Source organism: Kordia sp. (assembly GCF_965224175.1).
Classification (GTDB): domain Bacteria; phylum Bacteroidota; class Bacteroidia; order Flavobacteriales; family Flavobacteriaceae; genus Kordia.
The window spans coordinates 5,286,599-5,306,929 of sequence record NZ_OZ245041.1; the positions used below are offsets into that span (position 1 = coordinate 5,286,599).

The 20,331-nt window shown below is 33.4% G+C and carries 20 protein-coding genes; 2 read left to right on the top strand and 18 right to left on the bottom strand.

Annotated features, from left to right (window positions below; all coding sequences use genetic code 11):
• Positions 1-6: 6 nt before the first annotated feature.
• The 16 genes from ACOQOS_RS23180 to ACOQOS_RS23255 all read right to left on the bottom strand — a co-directional run bounded on the left by ACOQOS_RS23180 (position 7) and on the right by ACOQOS_RS23255 (position 13,135).
• A complete protein-coding gene (locus ACOQOS_RS23180; RefSeq protein WP_420572812.1) occupies positions 7-840 on the bottom strand; it encodes an OmpA family protein in 834 nt (277 codons plus the stop codon).
• A gap of 111 nt (positions 841-951) precedes the next feature.
• Positions 952-1,920 (bottom strand): fasciclin domain-containing protein, encoded by a 969-nt coding sequence (locus ACOQOS_RS23185; protein ID WP_420572813.1) that lies wholly within the window; start codon positions 1,918-1,920, stop codon positions 952-954.
• Between the two features lie 141 nt (positions 1,921-2,061).
• Positions 2,062-3,363, bottom strand: a complete 1,302-nt coding sequence (locus ACOQOS_RS23190; RefSeq protein WP_420572814.1) for a cryptochrome/photolyase family protein — start codon at positions 3,361-3,363, stop codon at positions 2,062-2,064.
• Positions 3,353-3,841, bottom strand: a complete 489-nt coding sequence (locus ACOQOS_RS23195) for an SRPBCC family protein (protein ID WP_420572815.1) — start codon at positions 3,839-3,841, stop codon at positions 3,353-3,355. The genes ACOQOS_RS23190 and ACOQOS_RS23195 overlap by 11 nt, the downstream gene beginning before the upstream one ends.
• A 5-nt stretch (positions 3,842-3,846) precedes the next feature.
• Positions 3,847-4,308 (bottom strand): TspO/MBR family protein, encoded by a 462-nt coding sequence (locus tag ACOQOS_RS23200; protein ID WP_420572816.1) that lies wholly within the window; start codon positions 4,306-4,308, stop codon positions 3,847-3,849.
• A 4-nt stretch (positions 4,309-4,312) separates the two neighbouring features.
• Positions 4,313-4,996, bottom strand: a complete 684-nt coding sequence (locus ACOQOS_RS23205) for an SDR family NAD(P)-dependent oxidoreductase (protein WP_420572817.1) — start codon at positions 4,994-4,996, stop codon at positions 4,313-4,315.
• Positions 4,997-5,093: 97 nt separating this feature from the next.
• Positions 5,094-5,297 (bottom strand): hypothetical protein, encoded by a 204-nt coding sequence (locus ACOQOS_RS23210; RefSeq protein ID WP_420572818.1) that lies wholly within the window; start codon positions 5,295-5,297, stop codon positions 5,094-5,096.
• Between the two features lie 4 nt (positions 5,298-5,301).
• The gene (folE, locus tag ACOQOS_RS23215; RefSeq protein WP_420572819.1) at positions 5,302-6,003 is read right to left on the bottom strand and encodes a GTP cyclohydrolase I FolE; all 702 of its coding nucleotides are present in this window, start codon (positions 6,001-6,003) and stop codon (positions 5,302-5,304) included.
• 111 nt (positions 6,004-6,114) lie between these two features.
• Entirely contained in the window at positions 6,115-6,393 is a 279-nt protein-coding gene (locus ACOQOS_RS23220; RefSeq protein ID WP_420572820.1) for a TIGR03643 family protein, read from the bottom strand.
• The gene (locus tag ACOQOS_RS23225; protein ID WP_420572821.1) at positions 6,390-6,818 is read right to left on the bottom strand and encodes a hypothetical protein; all 429 of its coding nucleotides are present in this window, start codon (positions 6,816-6,818) and stop codon (positions 6,390-6,392) included. Before ACOQOS_RS23225 ends, ACOQOS_RS23220 begins: the two co-directional genes overlap by 4 nt.
• Entirely contained in the window at positions 6,818-8,305 is a 1,488-nt protein-coding gene (locus tag ACOQOS_RS23230; protein WP_420572822.1) for a deoxyribodipyrimidine photo-lyase/cryptochrome family protein, read from the bottom strand. Before ACOQOS_RS23230 ends, ACOQOS_RS23225 begins: the two co-directional genes overlap by 1 nt.
• 5 nt (positions 8,306-8,310) lie before the next feature.
• Positions 8,311-9,732, bottom strand: coding sequence for an SDR family oxidoreductase (locus tag ACOQOS_RS23235; RefSeq protein WP_420572823.1), 1,422 nt, complete (start codon positions 9,730-9,732; stop codon positions 8,311-8,313).
• Positions 9,733-9,740: 8 nt separating this feature from the next.
• Positions 9,741-10,355 (bottom strand): flavin reductase family protein, encoded by a 615-nt coding sequence (locus ACOQOS_RS23240; RefSeq protein WP_420572824.1) that lies wholly within the window; start codon positions 10,353-10,355, stop codon positions 9,741-9,743.
• Entirely contained in the window at positions 10,355-11,665 is a 1,311-nt protein-coding gene (locus tag ACOQOS_RS23245) for an ABC1 kinase family protein (RefSeq protein WP_420572825.1), read from the bottom strand. Before ACOQOS_RS23245 ends, ACOQOS_RS23240 begins: the two co-directional genes overlap by 1 nt.
• Positions 11,665-12,324, bottom strand: a complete 660-nt coding sequence (locus tag ACOQOS_RS23250; RefSeq protein ID WP_420572826.1) for a TetR family transcriptional regulator C-terminal domain-containing protein — start codon at positions 12,322-12,324, stop codon at positions 11,665-11,667. The genes ACOQOS_RS23245 and ACOQOS_RS23250 overlap by 1 nt, the downstream gene beginning before the upstream one ends.
• Before the next feature lie 151 nt (positions 12,325-12,475).
• The gene (locus ACOQOS_RS23255) at positions 12,476-13,135 is read right to left on the bottom strand and encodes an MIP/aquaporin family protein (RefSeq protein ID WP_420572827.1); all 660 of its coding nucleotides are present in this window, start codon (positions 13,133-13,135) and stop codon (positions 12,476-12,478) included.
• Positions 13,136-13,256: 121 nt separating this feature from the next.
• Here ACOQOS_RS23255 and ACOQOS_RS23260 point away from each other — a divergent pair, with 121 nt between their 5' ends.
• Together ACOQOS_RS23260 and ACOQOS_RS23265 are read left to right on the top strand one after the other, a co-directional pair.
• Positions 13,257-14,099, top strand: coding sequence for a DUF2911 domain-containing protein (locus tag ACOQOS_RS23260; RefSeq protein WP_420572828.1), 843 nt, complete (start codon positions 13,257-13,259; stop codon positions 14,097-14,099).
• A 150-nt stretch (positions 14,100-14,249) separates the two neighbouring features.
• Positions 14,250-15,626 carry a vanadium-dependent haloperoxidase gene (locus tag ACOQOS_RS23265; protein ID WP_420572829.1) on the top strand — a complete coding sequence of 459 codons (1,377 nt, stop codon included), beginning with the start codon at positions 14,250-14,252 and terminating at the stop codon, positions 15,624-15,626.
• Between the two features lie 81 nt (positions 15,627-15,707).
• On the opposite strand, the gene ACOQOS_RS23270 is transcribed toward ACOQOS_RS23265, so the two are convergent.
• Positions 15,708-17,501 (bottom strand): sodium:solute symporter, encoded by a 1,794-nt coding sequence (locus ACOQOS_RS23270; protein ID WP_420572830.1) that lies wholly within the window; start codon positions 17,499-17,501, stop codon positions 15,708-15,710.
• A gap of 118 nt (positions 17,502-17,619) precedes the next feature.
• The gene (locus tag ACOQOS_RS23275) at positions 17,620-20,151 is read right to left on the bottom strand and encodes a PIG-L family deacetylase (protein WP_420572831.1); all 2,532 of its coding nucleotides are present in this window, start codon (positions 20,149-20,151) and stop codon (positions 17,620-17,622) included.
• Positions 20,152-20,331 lie beyond the last annotated feature (180 nt).

The window sequence follows — 20,331 nt, forward strand, 5'->3', positions numbered from 1 at the left end:
GGAGAATTAGTTATTTGTAATCTTAATTTCAACACGTCTGTTTGCACGACGATCGCGACTTCCTTTTTCAGGGAAACGCAAAGGAGCTTTAAAAGCATAACCTTTATAACTCAAACGATCTCTAGAAATTCCTCTACTAATAAGATATCTATATATAAATCTTGCTCTGTCTACAGAAAGTGTCTGTGTTCCAGTATCGCTATTCAGCGCATCAGAGTCATCATCGCCGCCACAACATACATGCCCTTGAATTTCGATATGAATACTACGATTCTTTTTAAGGAAACGCACTAATTTTTCTAACTCTTTTTTGGAAGACTTTATAAGTGTGACTCTTCCTGTTTTAAAATTAATTTTACCTAGAGCATACGTACGTCCCACACGAATTTCTTCAATAGGAACAATATATATGTTCTCTTTTCGCTTGGCGACTTTTGGTTTATGATCATTTTTTAAAACTACTACAGAAACTTTTCGATGCTTTTTTACACCAATACGTTCATTTTGTTTTTGTTCTTCTGTAGGTAACTCACCTTTTGCTTCTTTTTCAATAGAGTTGATTAATAATTTATAGTTTTCTTCCAAGAACTCATACACAGAAGTAGCTCTATTCTTAGATAACTCAAGATTAAAATTTTCTGTATCCACAAAATCAGTATACCCTTTAATCATAAAATTATACGTAGTAGTGCTATCTAAGCTAGCCAAATGATTATTTATCTTTTTCTCATGTTTTGAAGATAATGCAAACTTTCCCAAGTCAAAATAAATATCAAATTCTAGTTCTTGTGCTTGACAAAAACTGAGACTGCATAAAAATAGAAGTAGTACTTGTTTCATGTATTGACTTTTGGGAATCAAAAGGTACAAAATTCTACCAAAAGATAAAGGCAACTATTGGGATAGTTGCCTTTATCAATCTTAAAAATGGTATTTGTGAATCTAATACACCTAATTTAGATTCGGCAAAATAACCTTATTAACAACATGAATTACACCATTCACTGCCTGAACATCGGTAACAATAATGTCACCGGTTCTATTGTTAAGGTCGGTAAAAGTAGCTCCACCGGCCGTATTTATTGTAAAATTATCTCCTAATGTATTTACCATCATTCCATCAGTTAATGTTGATGCTAATACGTTAGCTCCTGCTACAACATGTGTATTTAATGTAGCTTCTAATGTAGCTGTTGGGATATCTGCTAAAGAATTTACTCCGTCTAACTCACCAATTAAATCTGTAAATGCAGCATCTGTTGGTGCAAAAACTGTAAATGGAGCAGGAGTTCCTGTAGTACTCAACGTACCTACATAGGTAAATGTATTTTCTCTTGTTAATGCATCAACTAATACTCCAAAGGTTGCATCAGCTGTTGCGAATGTAACTACAGTTGGCAAACCTATTACATTATTTACTGCATGAATTACTCCGTTATCTACGTCTACATTTGCTGTAGTTACTGTAGAAGCACCGTTTAATACAACTCCTGAACTCGTATTTACATACATGTTCAGTTTATTTCCAGTTGTAGTTTCTTCGGCTAAAGTTTCAATGTATCCAGTACTTAAATCTGAAGAAGTATTAATACCGCTTACTACATGATTTAATAATATTTGAGTTAATACATCTACTGGCACTGCTTCTAGATTAGCAAAACCATTTGCAGCCAAGAATGCATCAAATGCGGCATTATCAGGAGCAAATACCGTATAATCAGTTGTTCCTGCTAAGACTCCAGTTAAATCTGCTCTGTCTAAAGCAGCTCCTAAAGAACTGAAAGAAGAGTTAGCAGCAACAAAGTCTGCGATTGTGTTGCTGGCAGGTGGCGCTACATTGTTATCATCATCACTACAAGAAGTGAGTGCGAATACTGCGATAACGAAAGCCATAAGGATTGATGTTGTTTTCTTTTTCATAACAATTTATTGCTTTTTGTGATTAATTGTTTTTAACGATCTCTACAAAGATAAATATTTTGTTTAATTAAAATTAAAAATGATTAAACAAAAATTGTTAATTGTTTGTTAAAACGGTAAAAAGGTTAAACAAAACAAGACTTAAGCATTGATACCAGCTTTATATACCTCTAAACAACGTTCGCGAGCAAACTTGTGGTCAATAATAGGTTTTGGGTATGTAAATTCTTGATAATCAGACGCCCATTTTTTGATGTATCCGTGATCTTTGTCAAATTTTTGAATTTGAGATGTTGGATTAAATATTCTGAAGTACGGAGAGGAATCACAACCAGTTCCTGCAACCCATTGCCAATTTCCAACATTTTGCGCTAAGTCGAAGTCTAATAGTTTTTTAGCAAAATATGCTTCTCCCCATTTCCAGTCAATCAATAAATGTTTGCAAAGAAAGCTTGCGGTAATCATACGAACTCTATTATGCATGTATCCAGATTTATTGAGTTCGCGCATGCCAGCGTCAACCAATGGATATCCTGTTTTTCCTTCACACCAAGCTTTGTAATCTTCTTCGTTGTTACGCCATTTAACGCCATCATATTTTGATTTAAAATTATGCGTCACAGATGTTGGAAAATGCCATAATATTTGCATGAAAAATTCTCTCCAAATCAATTCTTTCAAAAAGATGTTATTTTCAGATCGCAATCCATGTTGTATACATTTTCGAACACTGATAGTTCCAAAACGTAAATGTGGACTTAATCTTGACGTTCCTTCTATAGCGGGGAAATTGCGAGTATCTTCATAATTATCAATGATATTTTCTGTTATTGCGTATGGAAGTACTTTAATTTTGGAAGGTGTAAACCCTATGTCTTCTAGTGTAGGCAAGTTAGTGCTAACTTTTGCAAAATTACTATAATGTATTTGTGAGTCAACACTTTGGTAATCAGTGTCTTTTAAGTTTGCTAACCATTTTTTTGAAAATGGAGTATACACAGTGTATGGTTTACCATCAGCTTTTACAATTTCATTACGTTCAAAAATTACCTGATCTTTGAATGTTTTAAACTCAATATTTTGTGTTTCTAAGAATTCTTTTACTTCTGTATCTCTAGCAATTGCATATGGTTCGTAATCATGATTGGTATAAACTGCAGAAATATTGAATGTTGAAATAATTTCTTGTAGAACAACAAGTGGTTTTCCATGTTTTACAATTAGACTACTACCATGATCTTGCAATGTTGAATGAATTTTTGAAAGTTCATCATGTATGAAATTAACGCGAGCATCATTTTTAGGTAATTTATCTAAAATATCATTATCAAATATAAATATAGGAATGACTTTCTTTCCGGATGTTAGCGCATGATGTAAACCAATATTATCTTCTAGACGTAAATCTCTACGATGCCAAAAAAGTATATAGTTATCCTTCATAAGTTCCAAATAGTTCAGTTAGTTTTTTAGTTCTGTATTCAAAAATTTCAGTTAGTTTAGGCTTTACCAAAATAGGATGAAACATACGTCCTAAGAATCCCAAGGGAATTTTATAATCAATAATGTCTTCCATTTCTACACCGCCTGGAATTTCTTTAATAAAATGTTTATGATGCCACATTGTGTATGGACCGAAACGTTGTTCGTCAACAAAATAATGTTTGTCTTCTACATGTGTAATTTCAGTAACCCAATGCGTTTTTATATTAAAAATAGGTGTTACTATATATTGTATAATTTGACCAGGATACATTTTACCTAGATTTTCTGTGAGTATATCAAAACTCATATAATCTGGCGTAATTGTTTTTAAGTTTTTTGGATCTGATAAAAAATCCCATGCCTCTTCAAGAGATATGGGAATATTTTGTTTGCTGTGTAGTCGATACACAATTCCTTTAGTGCTAAATTTGTGCATATGTATTAGTTGTTAAATAGAATATAGCCATTTAAAGTATTGGCGACTATAAGCCATAATAAGTAGGGTAGTATGAATATTGTATATGTTTTTAGTTCAGCTTTATAAGTTATGGTCATGTAAGCAATCAACATGAATAATAAAATCAAGTTGATCATTCCAAATGAGACCATATGTTGATTAAAAAACACATAATTCCAACTTACATTCAAGATAAATTGTATTCCAAATAGTATTAATATGGTTGAAGTATTTTTTGCTTCAAGGAGTTTTGCCATATATATTGAGAAACAAATCATAACAATTGTCCATGCAAAACCGAAAACCCAACCTGGTGGCGTCCACGGTGCTTTATCTAAATTAAGATACCAAGCTTCTGTTGGTCCGTTATTCATAAGAATTGTTCCTATCCCAAGCGCTCCAAAATTAATAATGAGGAATAATATTAATCGAATGTAAAATTTCATAGACTTATAATTTTACACTTACAATCCCACAATCAATAGTAAAAATTTGCCCAGATGTTGAGCGTGCTTTGTCAGAAATTAAAAAATCTGCCATGTCTGCAACTTCTTGCGGTTCTAAGAATTTCTTTAATGGATGACGTTCTGCAATGCTTTCAATCATTTTGTCATTACGGAGTAATTTACTCGCTAAATCTGTATTTGTAATTGTAGGTGCAATGGCATTTACACGAATTGTAGGAGCAAATTCAGCAGCGAGTGTTTTTACCAAACCTTCTACTGCAGACTTAGCCGCAGAGATACTAGCATGAAATGGCATTCCTAGTTTTGTTGCAACAGTACTAAATAGTAATATATTCGGATTGTTACCTTGCTTTAATTTTGGTGAATACTTTTGAATGGCTTTTACGGCACCAAGTACGTTAATCTCGTAATCATTTTTAAAATCATCAATTTTTAAGCGAGATATTGGCTTTAAATTGATACTTCCCGGACAATAGATTAAAGTATCTATTGCCTCTATTTCGGGAAGCTCGTCTTCTAGGATATTACAACTAAAATGCGTTAAGTTATTGGATGTAATTTCAGGAGCTGTACGACTTATGTTAGTTACGTTGTGATGTGCTGTTTGTGCTTCCACAATGGCAGCTCCGATTCCTCTGCTACCTCCAATTACTAAGATATTTTTCATCTAAAGTGGGTTGATTTGTTGATGTTATATAATGTATTACAATGCTAATAATACTCTTGACTACTAGCATTGCTTTACATTTTCTTTGGGTTAAGAATTATTTTAAGCGTTTCTCGTACTTACGCTTTAATGTGGTTAACCTTTTCATGATTTCCATGATCGCTGGATCTTTCTTTTGCTTATAAATTTCATTCAAGCTTAAGATTAAGCGTTTTGCTTCACGAGAAGCTGTGATTTTGTCACTTCTTGATATGAACTTTGTTCTTTCAAAGTCGGTTACTTCTGAAAAAATAGTTGCCATAATGTTAATTGTTTAAAAAGTTTTGTAATTCTAGAATTTTTTCGGGTGTATTAAACACACCACCATAATAAGAGGTAATTGTTGTTGAAGAGTCATCTTTTACTCCTCTAGACGAAACACACAAATGTTTCGCATCAATAATTACAGCTACATCATCAGTTTGTAATATTTCGCGTAATTCTGCAGCGATCTGATTCGTAAGGCGTTCCTGTACTTGAGGTCGCTTTGCGTAATATTGAACAATTCTGTTAAGCTTCGATAGTCCAATGACTTTACCAGAAGAAATATAAGCTACATGTGCTTTTCCCATGATTGGAACAAAATGATGTTCACAATTAGAGTAAAATTGTATGTTTTTTTCAATAAGCATCTGATTGTATTGATACTTATTATCAAACAAAGCCACTTTTGGCTTATTCTTTGGGTCTAAACCTGAAAATATTTCTTCTATGTACATTTTTGCAACTCGTTTGGGAGTTCCTTTCAATGAGTCGTCATTTAGATCAAGTCCTAACGTTTCCATGATTTCCGAGAAGTGATAAGAAATTTTTTGTTTCTTTTCTTCATCGGATATTTTGAAAGCATCTGCACGCATAGGAGTCTCCATACCTGTTAATAGGTGATCGTCTCCAATCTCATCATGATCAAATCCATTTAGAGAAATAGCAGTACCATTTAAGTGATTTAAAACGTCAGCAGTTTTCATATTTTTAAAAATGTTTAAGTATTTAATGTTAAAGTTAAACAAAATAAAGTTGAAACAAAAAGAAAAGTGTCTTTTTTATTGATGCTTCTATAAGTAAAAACTATACTAGCATCAACGCTTAGAGACTTTGTTATTATTTATGCTTCGTTGACGCGAGCATTTAAAGCGTCCACTCATAAAATCACGCTTTTTTTGATGTTTTGTTTTGCGTCCAGAAACACGTTTTCTCCATAGTTTGAAGCTAGAACGTTTCATATTATTTCGCATCAAATTGATTACTTCTTGTTCTTTGAGTCCAAATTGGAATTTAATCGCGTCAAAAGTGGTACGATCTTCCCAAGCCATTTCAATAATGCGATCAATTTGTCGTGGATTTAAGTTATAATTCATCCTTGGTAATAATCTGTAATGTTTAATATTGTATTTTTTTGCATGTGCATTTTTTCAATGAATGCTTTATTCTCTTTGTAGAGTTTATTTTTTTTGAATTGAATAAAATTTCCGTCTGCATGAATGCTAAAATAAGATGAGGTATAAATGTGCAATTTGTAATATGGAACAATCCAAGAGAAACTATTTAGTTTTTTGTGAATGTGAATTAAAATTCCTTTTGGGCGTAATTCGATACTTCCATAATTTAAATCATCAACCGCATTTAGATATTGTTTCATTTTTGGACTCACATCATGAATAATCATTCGTTTAGAACCTATACCTTTAAGTTTGATACGTTGCAATAAAGAAAATGATACTCCTAAGTGCGAATCAATAAGTTTTGCAGCTTCTTTATCTGTATATGTAGTATTGACAATCATTAAGAACTCTTTTTTCTGTTAGATAAAGTATGTTTTTGTAAGATTCTGAAGTTTTCTTCAATCACTGTATTCTCATCTTTCATGTTCCATAAAATATCACTGGCATATTTTCGAGTCTCCTGAAGATTAACAATAGGTTTTGGATAGTTTTTTCCCAAAATAAAATTAGCCATTTGTTGTTCCATTGGTGTCATTCTAGACGGCTCATGTACAAAAGCAATGTCTAAGTCAGCCAGTTCAGGAACCCATTTTTTAATAAAAGTACCTTCAGGATCATGTGCAATTCCATTTTTTGTCGGATTGTACATGCGTAACATATTAATTCCAGTTTCACCAGCTTGCATTTGAATTTGAGGAAAGTGAATTCCTGGTTCAAAATCTAAAAAATATTGAGAAAGAATAACAGTAGCCTTTTGCCAAGGTTGCCATAAATTGTGAGTAAAAAAAGATACCACTAAAGCACGCATTCTAAAATTTAGATATCCAGTTTCTTTCAAACAACGCATGCAAGCATCTACCAGTGGATATCCTGTCATTCCGTTTTTCCATGCTTCAATATATTGTTTAGAAACATGCTTTTTTAATTTTCTATATCCTTTGTTAATACTCACAAATTCCATTTCATCTTCCATTTCAAATTTTTGAATGAAATGTGCTTGCCAACGCAAACGAGAACCAAATGATTCCATCTGTTTCTTATGAATATTTTGTTCTATGCAGCGTGTGGTTTCTTGTAAAACCTCACGAACTGACAAATTTCCCCAAGCTAAATACGGAGACAAACGACTACAACTACGACGCGCTAATAATGGTTTGGAAATATGATGATTGTAATTTTTACTACGGTCTTTAAAAAACGTATTCATATATTTCATGGCAATCGAAGTACCGCCTTTCTGGAAAAGTGTATCTGGATTTGTTTCCAAACTCGGTACGTGGAAAAATGTTGCTAAATGTGCTACTTCTTCTTTCGTGAATAATTGTTCTTTTTTAGGAAGAAAAGAAAGCAACGATTGATTCATAAAATCTTCCCATTTCTCAATCCAATTGGTACGATCTTGTAAACCTCTAAATACACCATTATTTACGTTTTCAGTCCAAGAAATCATATTATTTGCTAAAAAACGTTTTAGCATTTTATCACGATCATACGTAACTTTTATACCAGTTTCTTGATGCGAATATAGATGTGAAATTTTATAAGTTTCCTGAATGATTTGCAAGGTTCTATGTATGTTTGATCGTACAATTAATATCTCACTATTATAGGCAATCAAAGAATTATTTAAGTCGATTAATGATTCTTTTATAAAATTCCAGTGGCGTTCACTGTAATGCGGATCATTCAGGAGAATATCTTCAAAAACAAATAAAAGCAACGTCTTTCTTTCTGTAGACAGCGCATTGTGTATAGCTTCATTATCATGAAGACGTAAATCACGCTTAAACAGTACAACGTTAATTTCTATTTTATTTTGAGTACTCATATATTTTAATCGTTTTTAACGAGTTTATTAATCATTCCGTTGAAAATAAAACCATGAAATGGTAAAACGGCATACCAATACATTCTTCCCCAAATTCCTTTAGGTCTAAAAATAGCACGTTGAAGCAATTGATCTTTTTCTATTTTGAATTCTAGCCAAGCTTCACCAGGTAAACGCATTTCTGCAAAAAGTAGCAAGCGTTTTTCTTCTTTGTTTGCGTACAAAACTCTCCAAAAATCAAGCGGATCTCCAGCATTAAGTTTTGTTTGGTGTGTACGTCCACGACGTAATCCGATGCCTCCAAAAATTTTATCCAAATACCCGCGAATTTTCCATAAGAAGGTTGCATAATACCAACCATTTTTTCCACCAATCGCCCAAATTTTTTCTAAAGTTTCAGATTCGTCAATGACTGTACGTTTCTTTATGTCTTTAAAACAGCCATACTCAGGAACTTTAACATAGCGTGATATTTTTTCGCGAAAGCGTCCACTAATCAAAGAATCCTTCCAACTCGAAATCACACTATTTTGCTCAATCTTAATAAAAGCTTTTTGTACGGCTTCTTTGTAAGACATTGGCTGAATGTCTAAAATTTCATTAATATCACTTTGTTTTCCAATCACTTCAACCTTCATACTATCTACTAAATTCTTAGCGAGTTTGTATGAAGTTGTTGTGATAAAATACAGCCAATAGGAGGAGAGTTTTGGTGTCATTACAGGTACAGAAATAATGGTTCTTTTCAACTTTCGTACTTCTGCAAACTGCAACATCATATCTTTATACGTCAACGTATCTGGTCCAAAAATGTCATATGATTTGTCATAAACGTTTTCATTTCCGATTGCTTTAGATAAATATTCTAGGACATTGCGAATAGCAACAGGTTGCGATTTGGTTTTAATCCATTTTGGCGCGACCATTATAGGCAGTTTTTCAGTTAAGTCACGAATAATTTCAAATGAAGCACTTCCACTGCCTACAATAATTCCTGCTCTAAATGTTGTTAAGGAATAAATGCTAGATTGTAATGTGTTTTCTACGTTTTTGCGAGATTGTAAATGTTTCGATAATTGTTGATCATTTACAATTCCACTCAAATAAATAACTTGTTTTACTTTCGTGTTTTGCAGATATGTTTTAAAATGAACTGCGCAATCACGTTCCATTTTTTCAAACTTAGTAGAAGAAGACATGGAATGAATTAAATAATAAGCAACATCGATATCAGATGGTATTCTATATAAACTTCCTAGATTTAAAAAATCGACTTCAATAAGTTCAATATGTTCATGATTTGCGATTTCTTCTGCAACACGTTGCTTGTCTCTTACACAGCAAACTAAAGAATGTCCCATTTCCAATAAAATTGGAATGAGTCGTTTTCCGATGTATCCTGTAGCGCCTGTAAGTAAAATTCGCATAGTCTTTTTTATTTGGGACGTTGATACGGATACCTAGTATGTTGCTTTGGTATCGCATATCCGTCAAGTCCATTAATAGTGGCGGTTTCTGCTTTTGCAAGATTGATAAAACCGTCTGTTTCTAATATTTGGTCTTCAATGTGTATGTGTTCTATTTTTCCAATAACAAGTATGGTGTCGTTTTCTTCAATTATATATTCATTTACGTAGCGCATTCCAATTTGTACATGACAGTTTTTTACAAAAGGAGCTGCAAAATCATTGATATACTCAGTTTCTAGATCTGTTTGATCAAATTCTGAGATTTCTTTTGGATATTTCGCAGATGTGTGATGCGCATCTTGTGTTATTTTTTGATGAATATGATTGATGGTATAAATACCTGTTTCACGTATGTTTTGATATGTATTTCTTGGAACAACCGCTGGTCTTGTAATGAAACCCAATAATGGCGGATTTGATCCTAAGTGCGTAACTGAACTAAATACAGCTACATTGGCCAAGCCATCTTTTGATTGTGTGCCAATTAAATTAGCCGATTTGTAACCAGAACAGCTATTAATTAAGTTGATTCTGTACAACTTTTCCATGGAATCAATATCTGTACGTGTAATTGTTGCCATTAAAAGTTTTTAAAATTGTTAATCTTTACATCTTTCGCTTTCAAATCATGTAATAAATTATATAGTCCGAAAAAAGTTCTATTCATGTAAATAAAATGTTTAGAACCGCGGTTTCCGTTCATGCTACGCAGTTGCGTATTTTTTGCATATCGCTCACCGATATCAGCTATTTTTCCGAAGAACACTTCATCAGAAAAATCGAATACTTCTTGATTAAAAGGAGTTGTAAACAATCCCAATAATTCATGAAACATCTCAGAGAAAAATTCTAGTTCTTCCTTAGAATCATCCTCACGAAGAATTTCTAATTCGTACAATTTCTCAGTAAATAACTTCGGATCATTCAATGTTTTTTTATCTGCCAATTCAAAATAAGGCACATAAAAATCTTCTGGAATTGCTTTCATACAACCAAAGTCAAGCGCAATCAATTTGTCATCTTCCGAGACCAAGAAATTCCCTGGATGCGGATCTGCATGTACTTTACGATATTTATGAATCTGAAACATATAAAAATCCCAAAGTGTTTGCCCAAGTAAATTAGCTTTTTCTTGATCGGTATTTCTATTTGTAAACTCAGAAAGATGTTCACCTTTCATCCAATCCATAGTTATGATTCGCTCTGATGAAAGCGAATCATAATACTCTGGAAATAAAATATTTGGTAAATGCTTACAAGCTTCGGAAACATCTTTACTCTGCTTTATTTCAAGTAAGTAATTAGTTTCCTCAGTGAGTTTTTCTTCAACTTCTCTGAAATATTTATCAGAGCCTTTTCCTGTAATGTTAAACATTCGCATTGCAATAGGTTTTACAATTGCTAAATCTGTAGAGATGCTCTCAGCAACTCCAGGATATTGGATTTTCACAGCAAGTTTTTTCCCGTCTTTTTCAGCAACATGTACTTGTCCTATACTCGCGGCGTTTAACGAAGTGGAATTGAATGTATCAAAAATTTCACTTGGAGGTTTACCAAAATATTTTTTAAAGGTTTTTATAACTAATGGAGGCGATAATGGTGGTACAGAAAATTGTGATAAAGAAAATTTTTCCACATAAGCACGTGGTAAAATATTCTTTTCCATACTCAACATTTGTGCGACTTTAAGTGCACTTCCTTTCAAACTTTTTAAGCCATCATAAATATCTTCAGCATTTGATTCATTCAATCGTTCTTTTGCTTTTTCTTCAGAATTTATGAGTTTATCACCGTAATACTTCAGATAGTTTACACCAACCTTTGCACCTGTAGTTACAAGTTTACTGGCGCGTTGTATTTTGGTAATAGGAATTTTATCAATTGTTTTCATTAAGATCTAATATCTAGTTTTTCTTTAAATATGAATTTTCCGAAATCAACAATACTTTTCAATGGTGTATTATCGATCAAATCAAAGCTAGCGTTCACAGATTTTTCGATGTATTGATCTGTTTTATCAAAACTAGCGGAAGTGTCATCTAACCAAAATTTTATAGTCAACATAAATTGTATCCAAGCAGTTTCATTGATAGCTCTGTTTTGAATTTTCTCCAAACGTTCTTGATTCAAATCAAGTGTTTTTAAGTCCAGATGTTCTACAAAATCAGTGAATACATGTTTTAGTCCTTTCAATAGGTGTAATGATTGTAAAGGCTTTTTGTCTGCAGTTAAACTATGTACTACATAACTTCTATTTGCGGTAAATTGCTCAAAAAATGTGTAGTAAAAACTCAGTAGCTTGTTGCGAGCATCAAAAGTTTCAAATTCTTCACTTTTAGACAATAATTCAATTGTATTGTTTCCAAAAGTTGTGAATATATTTTCTTCTAAAGCTTTAAAAGAACTAAAAAACTCGTAAAACTTCGCTTCATCAAAGTTGTTTTCTTTTGCAAAAGCGTATACGTTTTTTGGTTGTTCTCCATGTTCCAACACATAGTCCATATATGCTGAAATGATGAATAGTGCAGTGATGTTTTTTTTCTTTGCCATGGTGTAATATTTAAAACAATATAAAATTACAAAATAATGTTTAACTTATTTTGTGATTAGTTGAACAAAAAAAATGAAAGCATTGTTAAAGTTTTCTTAAAGAAATTTTAAAAAGGCTTAAACTTTAAACAAAGAAGAAGAATTTTGAGTGTTAACAGTCTGCATCACAGCAGTTTTCGTCTTTTACGAGTTTACAGCTCACCACAGCTACAATGGCTCCTAAAATTGGAGCAATGAGATATAACCACAAATCTGTTAATTGTCCAGAAATTAAAGCTGGACCTAATGATCGTGCTGGATTCATAGAAGCTTTTGTCATAGGGCCAGCAAACATGGCTTCTAACAAAACAATTCCGCCAATAGCAATTCCTGCCATAGTACCAGTTTCTTTACTACCTGTAGATACATTTATAATGACAAGCATTAAGAAGAAAGTAAGTAAGAATTCTAAAATAAAAGCTTTCCAAGCCACAATTGTTGGTATTGTAGCACCAAGTGTTTCGCTTTCTGGCCAAAACATGTATACAAGTAAACTTGCACAAATAGCACCTAAACATTGTGCTAAGATATATTTTGGAACTTCTTTTAGAGGGAATTTTTTAGCATAAGAAAAGGCAATCGTTACAGCTGGATTAAAATGCGCTCCAGAAATTTCCGCAAAAGCATAAATCATTCCCATAACAATTAATCCCCAAGTAATTGCAACTCCAGGATGTGTGATAACACCTGTAATATCATTGACAACCATGGCGGCTGTGCCGCAAAAAACCATAGCAAAAGTCCCTAAAAATTCAGCAATATAATTCTTCATGTTTGATATTTTTTGCAATATTCAAAGGTACTGTTTCTTATTTTAAGTATTTGTTAACATTTACAAGTAAGGTTTCTGCGTAAATTCGTCAAATTAAAAAACTTTTAAAAATAACAATAGGATGAAAAAACTACTTTTGGCATGTTTCTTAGCAGCAGGAATCAGTGTTCAAGCGCAAATTGAAACGCCTCAACCGAGCCCAATATCAAAATTAGAACAAAAAGTTGGTTTAACAGACGTAACTGTAGAGTACTCTAGACCAGCAATGAAAGGAAGAAAAATATTTGGTGATTTAGTTCCTTACGGACAAATGTGGAGAACTGGAGCTAATGCAAATACAAAAATTACTTTTAGTGACGATGTTACTATTGGTGGAACAGCTGTAAAAGCAGGAACGTATGCTATTTTTACAAAACCAACAGCAACAACTTGGGAAGTTATTATTTATAACGATGCTTCAAACTGGGGAACTCCAAGAAAATGGGATGATGCTAAAGTAGTAGCAAAAGCTGTTGCTCCTGTAAACACAATGCCTTACAAAACAGAATCATTTACAATTGATATCGCAAATTTAAAGAACAATGGAGCTGATATTGAATTTAAGTGGGAAAAAACGTTAGTAGTGGTTCCTTTTGTAGTACCAACAGATAACAAAGCGACTGCAAGTATTGAAAAAATGATGGCAGGACCACAAGCAGGTGATTATTTTTCTGCTGCTAGATATTACTTAGAAGAAGGAAAAGATATGTCGAAAGCTAAAATGTGGATCGATAAGGCAATTGAAATGACTAAAGATCAACCAAGATTCTGGTACTTAAGACAACAGTCTTTAGTGTATGCTAAAATGGGGAAAAAGGCAGAAGCTGTAAAGATTGCTAAAGAATCATTAGCATTAGCTGAAAAAGCTGGAAATAAGGACTATGTAAAAATGAACAAAGATTCTATTAAAGAATGGTCTAAGTAATTCAGTTCTTAAAATATATATAAGAAGCCTTTCCAATACGGAAAGGCTTTTTTTGTATTTGATCGTTTTTAAGCGAATTATAGTGAGTTTTTGTGTGTAGTTTTTAAAAATAAAGTAACTTCACGCTTACGAAACAACAACCTAACAAAAATGAATTTTTCTTTACGTGCACTATTATTAGTGCTGATTACTGCTGTTCTATTTTCAGCATGTTCTGACGAACAACTCGATGTAGCAATTGAGCCACCAACTACAGTTGTTACAAATGAAATTACACAAGTCATTCTCGATTGGAACCAACTTTGGTGCCAACTAGATCGGTATGCAACTGGCATGCGACCAAATGCTACAACACGTGCACTAGCATATATACATTTGGCGGCTTTTGAAGTTTGTGTAGAAGATATGGTAAGTTATACATCTAATAAGGATAGATATGCTGAATTAGATATTGATTTTACGCAAAGACAACCTAACGTAAATGTTGCCATTGCCTTAAATGCTTGTTATGCAACTGCAATTGACCATTTTATGTACAATGTACGACCAGATATAGATAGCAATATCAACATATTACGTTTGCAGAAAGAAGCAGAGTTAACACAAGGAGTAAGTCAAGACATTGTATCAAATTCTCAAGATTGGGGAAATTATGTGGCACAACAAATTATTGCGTATAGTCAAACAGATACTGAAGCAGAAACTCAAATTTTAAGTCCGCAACCTACATCGTATGAACCGCCAGTAGGTGTTGGATATTGGACATATAGTGATGAAGCTGAGCGAGGATTATTTCCATATTGGTCTTCTGTGAGAACATTTGTTATTTCTTCTGCAGAAACATCAACGGTTCCACCAACATTAACCTATAGTGAAGATGCTACGAGTGATTATTACGCAGCTATGGAAGAAGTATATACTGCAAGTGAAGCTGCTAGAACTACAGATACTGAAGGTTTGTGGATTGCAGAGTTTTGGTCAAATGACGTGGAAGGTTTGATGATGAGTCCTCCGGGAAGACAAATTTCTATAGCGAATCAATTGATCACTCAATACAATGTAGATCATGAAGAAGCATTAGTTATATTATTGAAACTTGGCTTTTCAATGAATGATGCGGCAGTTTCTACATGGGCAGACAAGTATGAATATATGGTAATGCGTCCAAGTGTGTACATTCAGGATTTTATTGATCCAAATTTTCAAACAAACTTATATCCGTTTATTTCGTGGCCGAATCCTACGTTTCCTAGTTATCCATCTGGGCATTCTACATTTGCTTCTGCTGCAGCGGGAATATTCATCCATCATTTTGGAAATAATACAGATTTTACAGATCGATCTCATGAAGGAAGAACCGAATTTAGAGGCGATCCAAGAGCGTATAATACCTTTACAGATATGGCAGCTGAAAATGGTTTTTCACGTTTGCCTTTAGGCGTACATTTACGAATGGATTGCACTGAAGGTTTGCGTTTAGGATATGAAATTTCAGATGCGGTTAATAATTTTGATCTTTCACAGTAAAGTTTTTAGATCTAATAAAAAATATAAAAGCCTTTCTATATGTTTAGAAAGGCTTTTGAGATTTTATAATAATTTATAAAGTTAAGCTATCTTTTTTTGTGTAGACTGTATTAGAATTGCAAGTGTCATGACAACTACACAACCAAACAAATTCAGCCATAAATACGGCATTAAATCGATCCACCAAACAATTACAACCAATATTTGAGTAATAAGAGCAGCTGTAAAAACAGCGTTTCCTCTCACATGCTTAAAGAAGAATGCCAATAAGAAAATACCTAATACATTCCCGTAGAAAATTGAACCAATAATGTTGACCAATTGTATTAAGTTTTCAGCCAAACTTGCAAAACAAGCAATGATAATGGCCAGAATTCCCCAACCTAAAGTGAACATTTTTGTTGCTTTTACATAATGAGCATCATCTTTTTCTTCTTTTAAATTTCTTTTGTATAAATCAATGGAAGTAATTGTTGCCAATGCATTGATTTCAGAAGCTGTAGACGACATTGCTGCAGATAGAATTACAGCTAATAGCAATCCAATTAAACCACTTGGCAGATGTTCTAAGATAAACGAAATAAACATGTAATCACGATCGTTTGTTTCGCTGTCTTTTGCTGCATCTTTATACATTTTAGTTAATGCTGCGCTTTTTTCTTTGTAAACTTCACTTTCAGGATTTGCTGCCAATGCTGTTAATTCTTTGGAAAGCTTATCGTATTCAACGCCATAATCAGCATCAATAGCACGCTTGATTAAGTATTTTGCTTCAGCTCTATATGTTTTTTCAATACTGTCTAAACGTAATAATTTCTTTTTGTCAGTTTCATTGAAAGATTTAGCGAGATTTAGACTTAAGGTTTTTTTCTCGTCAAATAACAATTGTTGTTTTTTGTCTAAAGCAGCGTATTCGTCTTTGTATTCAGAAGCTTTTACTTTTTTCGTAGAAGCATCAATAAAGTTTAATGGTGAAGCATTAAATTGATAAAACACAAATACCATGATTCCTACCAAGAGAATGAAAAACTGCATTGGTACTTTTAGTAATCCGTTGAACATCATTCCCCAACGCATTTCTTTTACAGATTTCCCTGAAAGATAGCGTTGTACCTGACTTTGATCAGTTCCGAAGTAGGAGAGAGCTAAGAAACTTCCTCCAATAATTCCTGTCCAAATGGTATATCTATTTTCTAAATCGAATGAAAAATCTAATACTTCCATTCTTCCTGAAGCACCTGCAATATCAAGTGCATTGGTAAAGCTTACATTTTCAGGAATTAAATCTAAAGTAATGAAAAAGGCTGCAAACATTCCTGCAAAAATGACAAACATTTGCTGCTTTTGTGTGACACTTACGGCTTTTGTTCCGCCGGAAACGGTATAAATAATTACCAAAACACCAATAATGATGTTGAGTGTCACTAAATTCCATCCTAAAACAATAGATAATATAATTGCAGGTGCAAAAATGGTGATTCCTGCTGCCAATCCACGCTGAATTAAGAATAGAATTGCAGTTAGACTTCTGGTTTTTAGATCAAAACGATTTTCTAAGAATTCGTACGCAGTGTATACTTTGAGTTTGTGATACAACGGAATAAAAACCATACATATAATTACCATTGCAATTGGCACTCCAAAATAGAATTGTACAAATCCCATTCCATCACTGAATGCTTGTCCTGTAGTTGATAAAAATGTAATAGCACTTGCTTGTGTTGCCATTACTGACAGACCGATGGTCCACCATTTTGAAGAGTTTCCTCCTTTAATATAATCTTCAGCGCTTTTACTTCCGCGCGTTTTCCAGGTTCCATAACCAACAATTGCGGCCAATGTTCCAATTAATACAATCCAGTCTAATTCAACCATGTTATGTGGGTTATGAGAATAAATTCATGATGAGGTAAAAGAATAAAATATATGCCAAGTTGGCTACCAAGATTATGGTATACATTTTTTTCCAAACAAATTTTTCGGTTTCCATGTGTTAGTTTTTTAGTTGCGGTTTTGTGACAATTTCAGATTTTCCAATAGAAATCATGTTTGTAAATAATTTGTATGCACCAGGAACACCTGCAGGCAATTCACGGAAGAAACTTAAACCTGTGTAGATATAGTTTCCTTTTCCATATTTTGCAACTAATAAACTTCCTTTTTTGTCTGTCTCACCTTTGTCATGCATAGAAAGAATTGGTGTAAATTCTGGTGCCCAACTATTTGGGAAATACAATCCACGTTCTTGTACCCAACCATCAAAATCTTTAGCTTCTATTTTGTTTGGAAAGTTTACTATTGAATGTTCTTTAGCAATGACTTCCACTTTTGCATTTTCATCTGTTACACGATCTCTGGAAAGTTGTAAACTATATGGAGCTAGTTCGCTTGGATCTACTTTTACACGACGATTAGTATTGTATTGTACAATTACATTTCCTCCATTTTTAACATAGTCTAAAATGAATTTTTGTTTAAATTTTAATTGATCTACAGTGTTGTATGCTCTAATTCCAACAACTACGGCATCGTATTTTGAAAGCGACTCAGCATCAATCGTTGCAGGATCAATAGTTTCTACTTCATAACCAATTTGGCGTAAACTTTCTGGAATTGCATCTCCAGCACCTTGAATATATCCAATGTATTGTCCGCCTTTTTGAATGTTCAATCGTACTACTTTCGTTTCTGATGGTAATAAAACTGATTGTTTCGGAATATGGTCGTATTCAATTTCGCTTAAGGCTTGCGTATATTTTTTATCACCAATAAATACTTCTGGTGTTAAAATTCCTTCGCTTTGCGTTGCTGGTGGAACTACTGTAAACATCAACGTTACTTCGTCTCCTTTTTGTTGAATATTTACTTTTTGCTTTGCAGGATATACTTTCCAACTATATGGATGCTTGATAGAAACATATCCATCAATATTATCTTTTCCTGCTTTCACGGTTACAGGAATTTCTTTGGCATCTTTTGTTGAAAAGATCAGCACTTTGTCTTTAAAGTTTGCTGTTACTTCAGGTAATATTTCAAATGGTTGATACAATTCACCTTTGTCTGGTTTTGAATAACGATATACAACCGGTTTTGTAATTGTGATTGGTTTTCCTTCTATTTCAAGATTGAATAGTAACATTGCCGGTCTTGGTGTTTCTGGCAATCCACGCAATTGTTGATCAGCAACATTATACATTCCCAAAGTACCTTTTTCAAACAACCAATAAGGCGCAGAGTACTCATCTGTAGCTAAATTTGCGTCTAAAGAAAGATTCTCTCTTTTGTTTGGTAGCAATGTAAGATTCTTAACTTCTGTATTATTATTGCTAGTTGAAGTAATAGAAGTTAATTTGATTGTTGCTGTACTTCTATTTAAGGCTTCAATGTTAATTTTAACAGTACTTCTAGGAGTTGCACTTGGTGAAGCGGCAGAAGCTTCTAAGTATAATCCGGCGCAAGCCTGAATAATTGCTTCAATTTCAACTAATTTAATCGCTTTCCAATGTTCATCTTCTAATTTTTGAATGAGTTCGTAAGCTTCAACCAATTTAGGTAAGTGTGAAGCAGGATTTACAAAGTCGAAGTTCTTTTCGATAGCATTTAAGATATTTCCAATAGCTTTTCCGCCTTTTACACGATTCCAAGAAGTATCTATTCCTGAAAATATATTGCTTTTATCTTTTGGGAAATCACCTTTTAAAAATTCTACGTATTCTTGTTGCGTTCCACGTGTAGTAACGCGTCCAAAACCTTGGCATAAGTGTTGACTACTCGCAATAGAAGCTAATTCGTTGTTAGACAGTCCTTTGAGTGGGTAGTATACACCAATATCGAAGTTTAGCATTTTACTTTTATCTGCTTCTTCAAATTTTTTGCGACTTCCATAAAACCACCAAGAGGTATTGAAAAATAAACGTGTTGGTTGCCAAGCATCATATGTTTTTAATTGTGATGCGTATGCAGACTTATCACCAGCCAAATCAAAGGCCTCCATGCTTAACATAGCAGAAGTTGTATGATGTCCATGTGTTCTTCCTGGCGTTCTATGGTCAAAACGATTGATGATCACATCTGGTTTGAATTTACGAATTGCCCAAACAACATCACTTAAAACTTCATCTTTATTCCAAATATCAAGCGTTTCGTCTGGATGTTTTGAATAACCAAAGTCGTTGGCACGTGTAAACATTTGTTGTCCGCCATCTACACGACGTGCAGCAAGCAATTCTTGTGTGCGAATGACACCTAATTGTTCACGAATTTCAGGACCAATTAAATTTTGTCCACCATCGCCGCGTGTTAATGATAAATACGCAGTTCTTGCTTTTACATTGTTTGCTAAATAGGCGATGAGTCGTGTGTTTTCGTCATCAGGATGTGCTGCAATATATAGTGCAGAGCCTAAGAAGTTGAGTTTTTGTACTTTCTCGTAGATTTGGTTGGAGGAAAGTTTATCAGGTTTTTGTGCTGAGCTTGTTGTAATAAAAGCACAAGTCACTAAAATAAACAATAATAGTTTTCTCATTAGGAAATATTTGGTTCAGTAAAATCAAAAATAGGAAAGTTCAACTAGTGAAATCTAGTTTTTAACGTTCTTTAACTTTTGTCGAAATTGATTTGAGAAACCAACAGTTTATTTGTGTTTTTTTGAAAGACTATTTTGATCACTTTTTGATATAAAAAAAGCGAACCGAAGTTCGCTTTA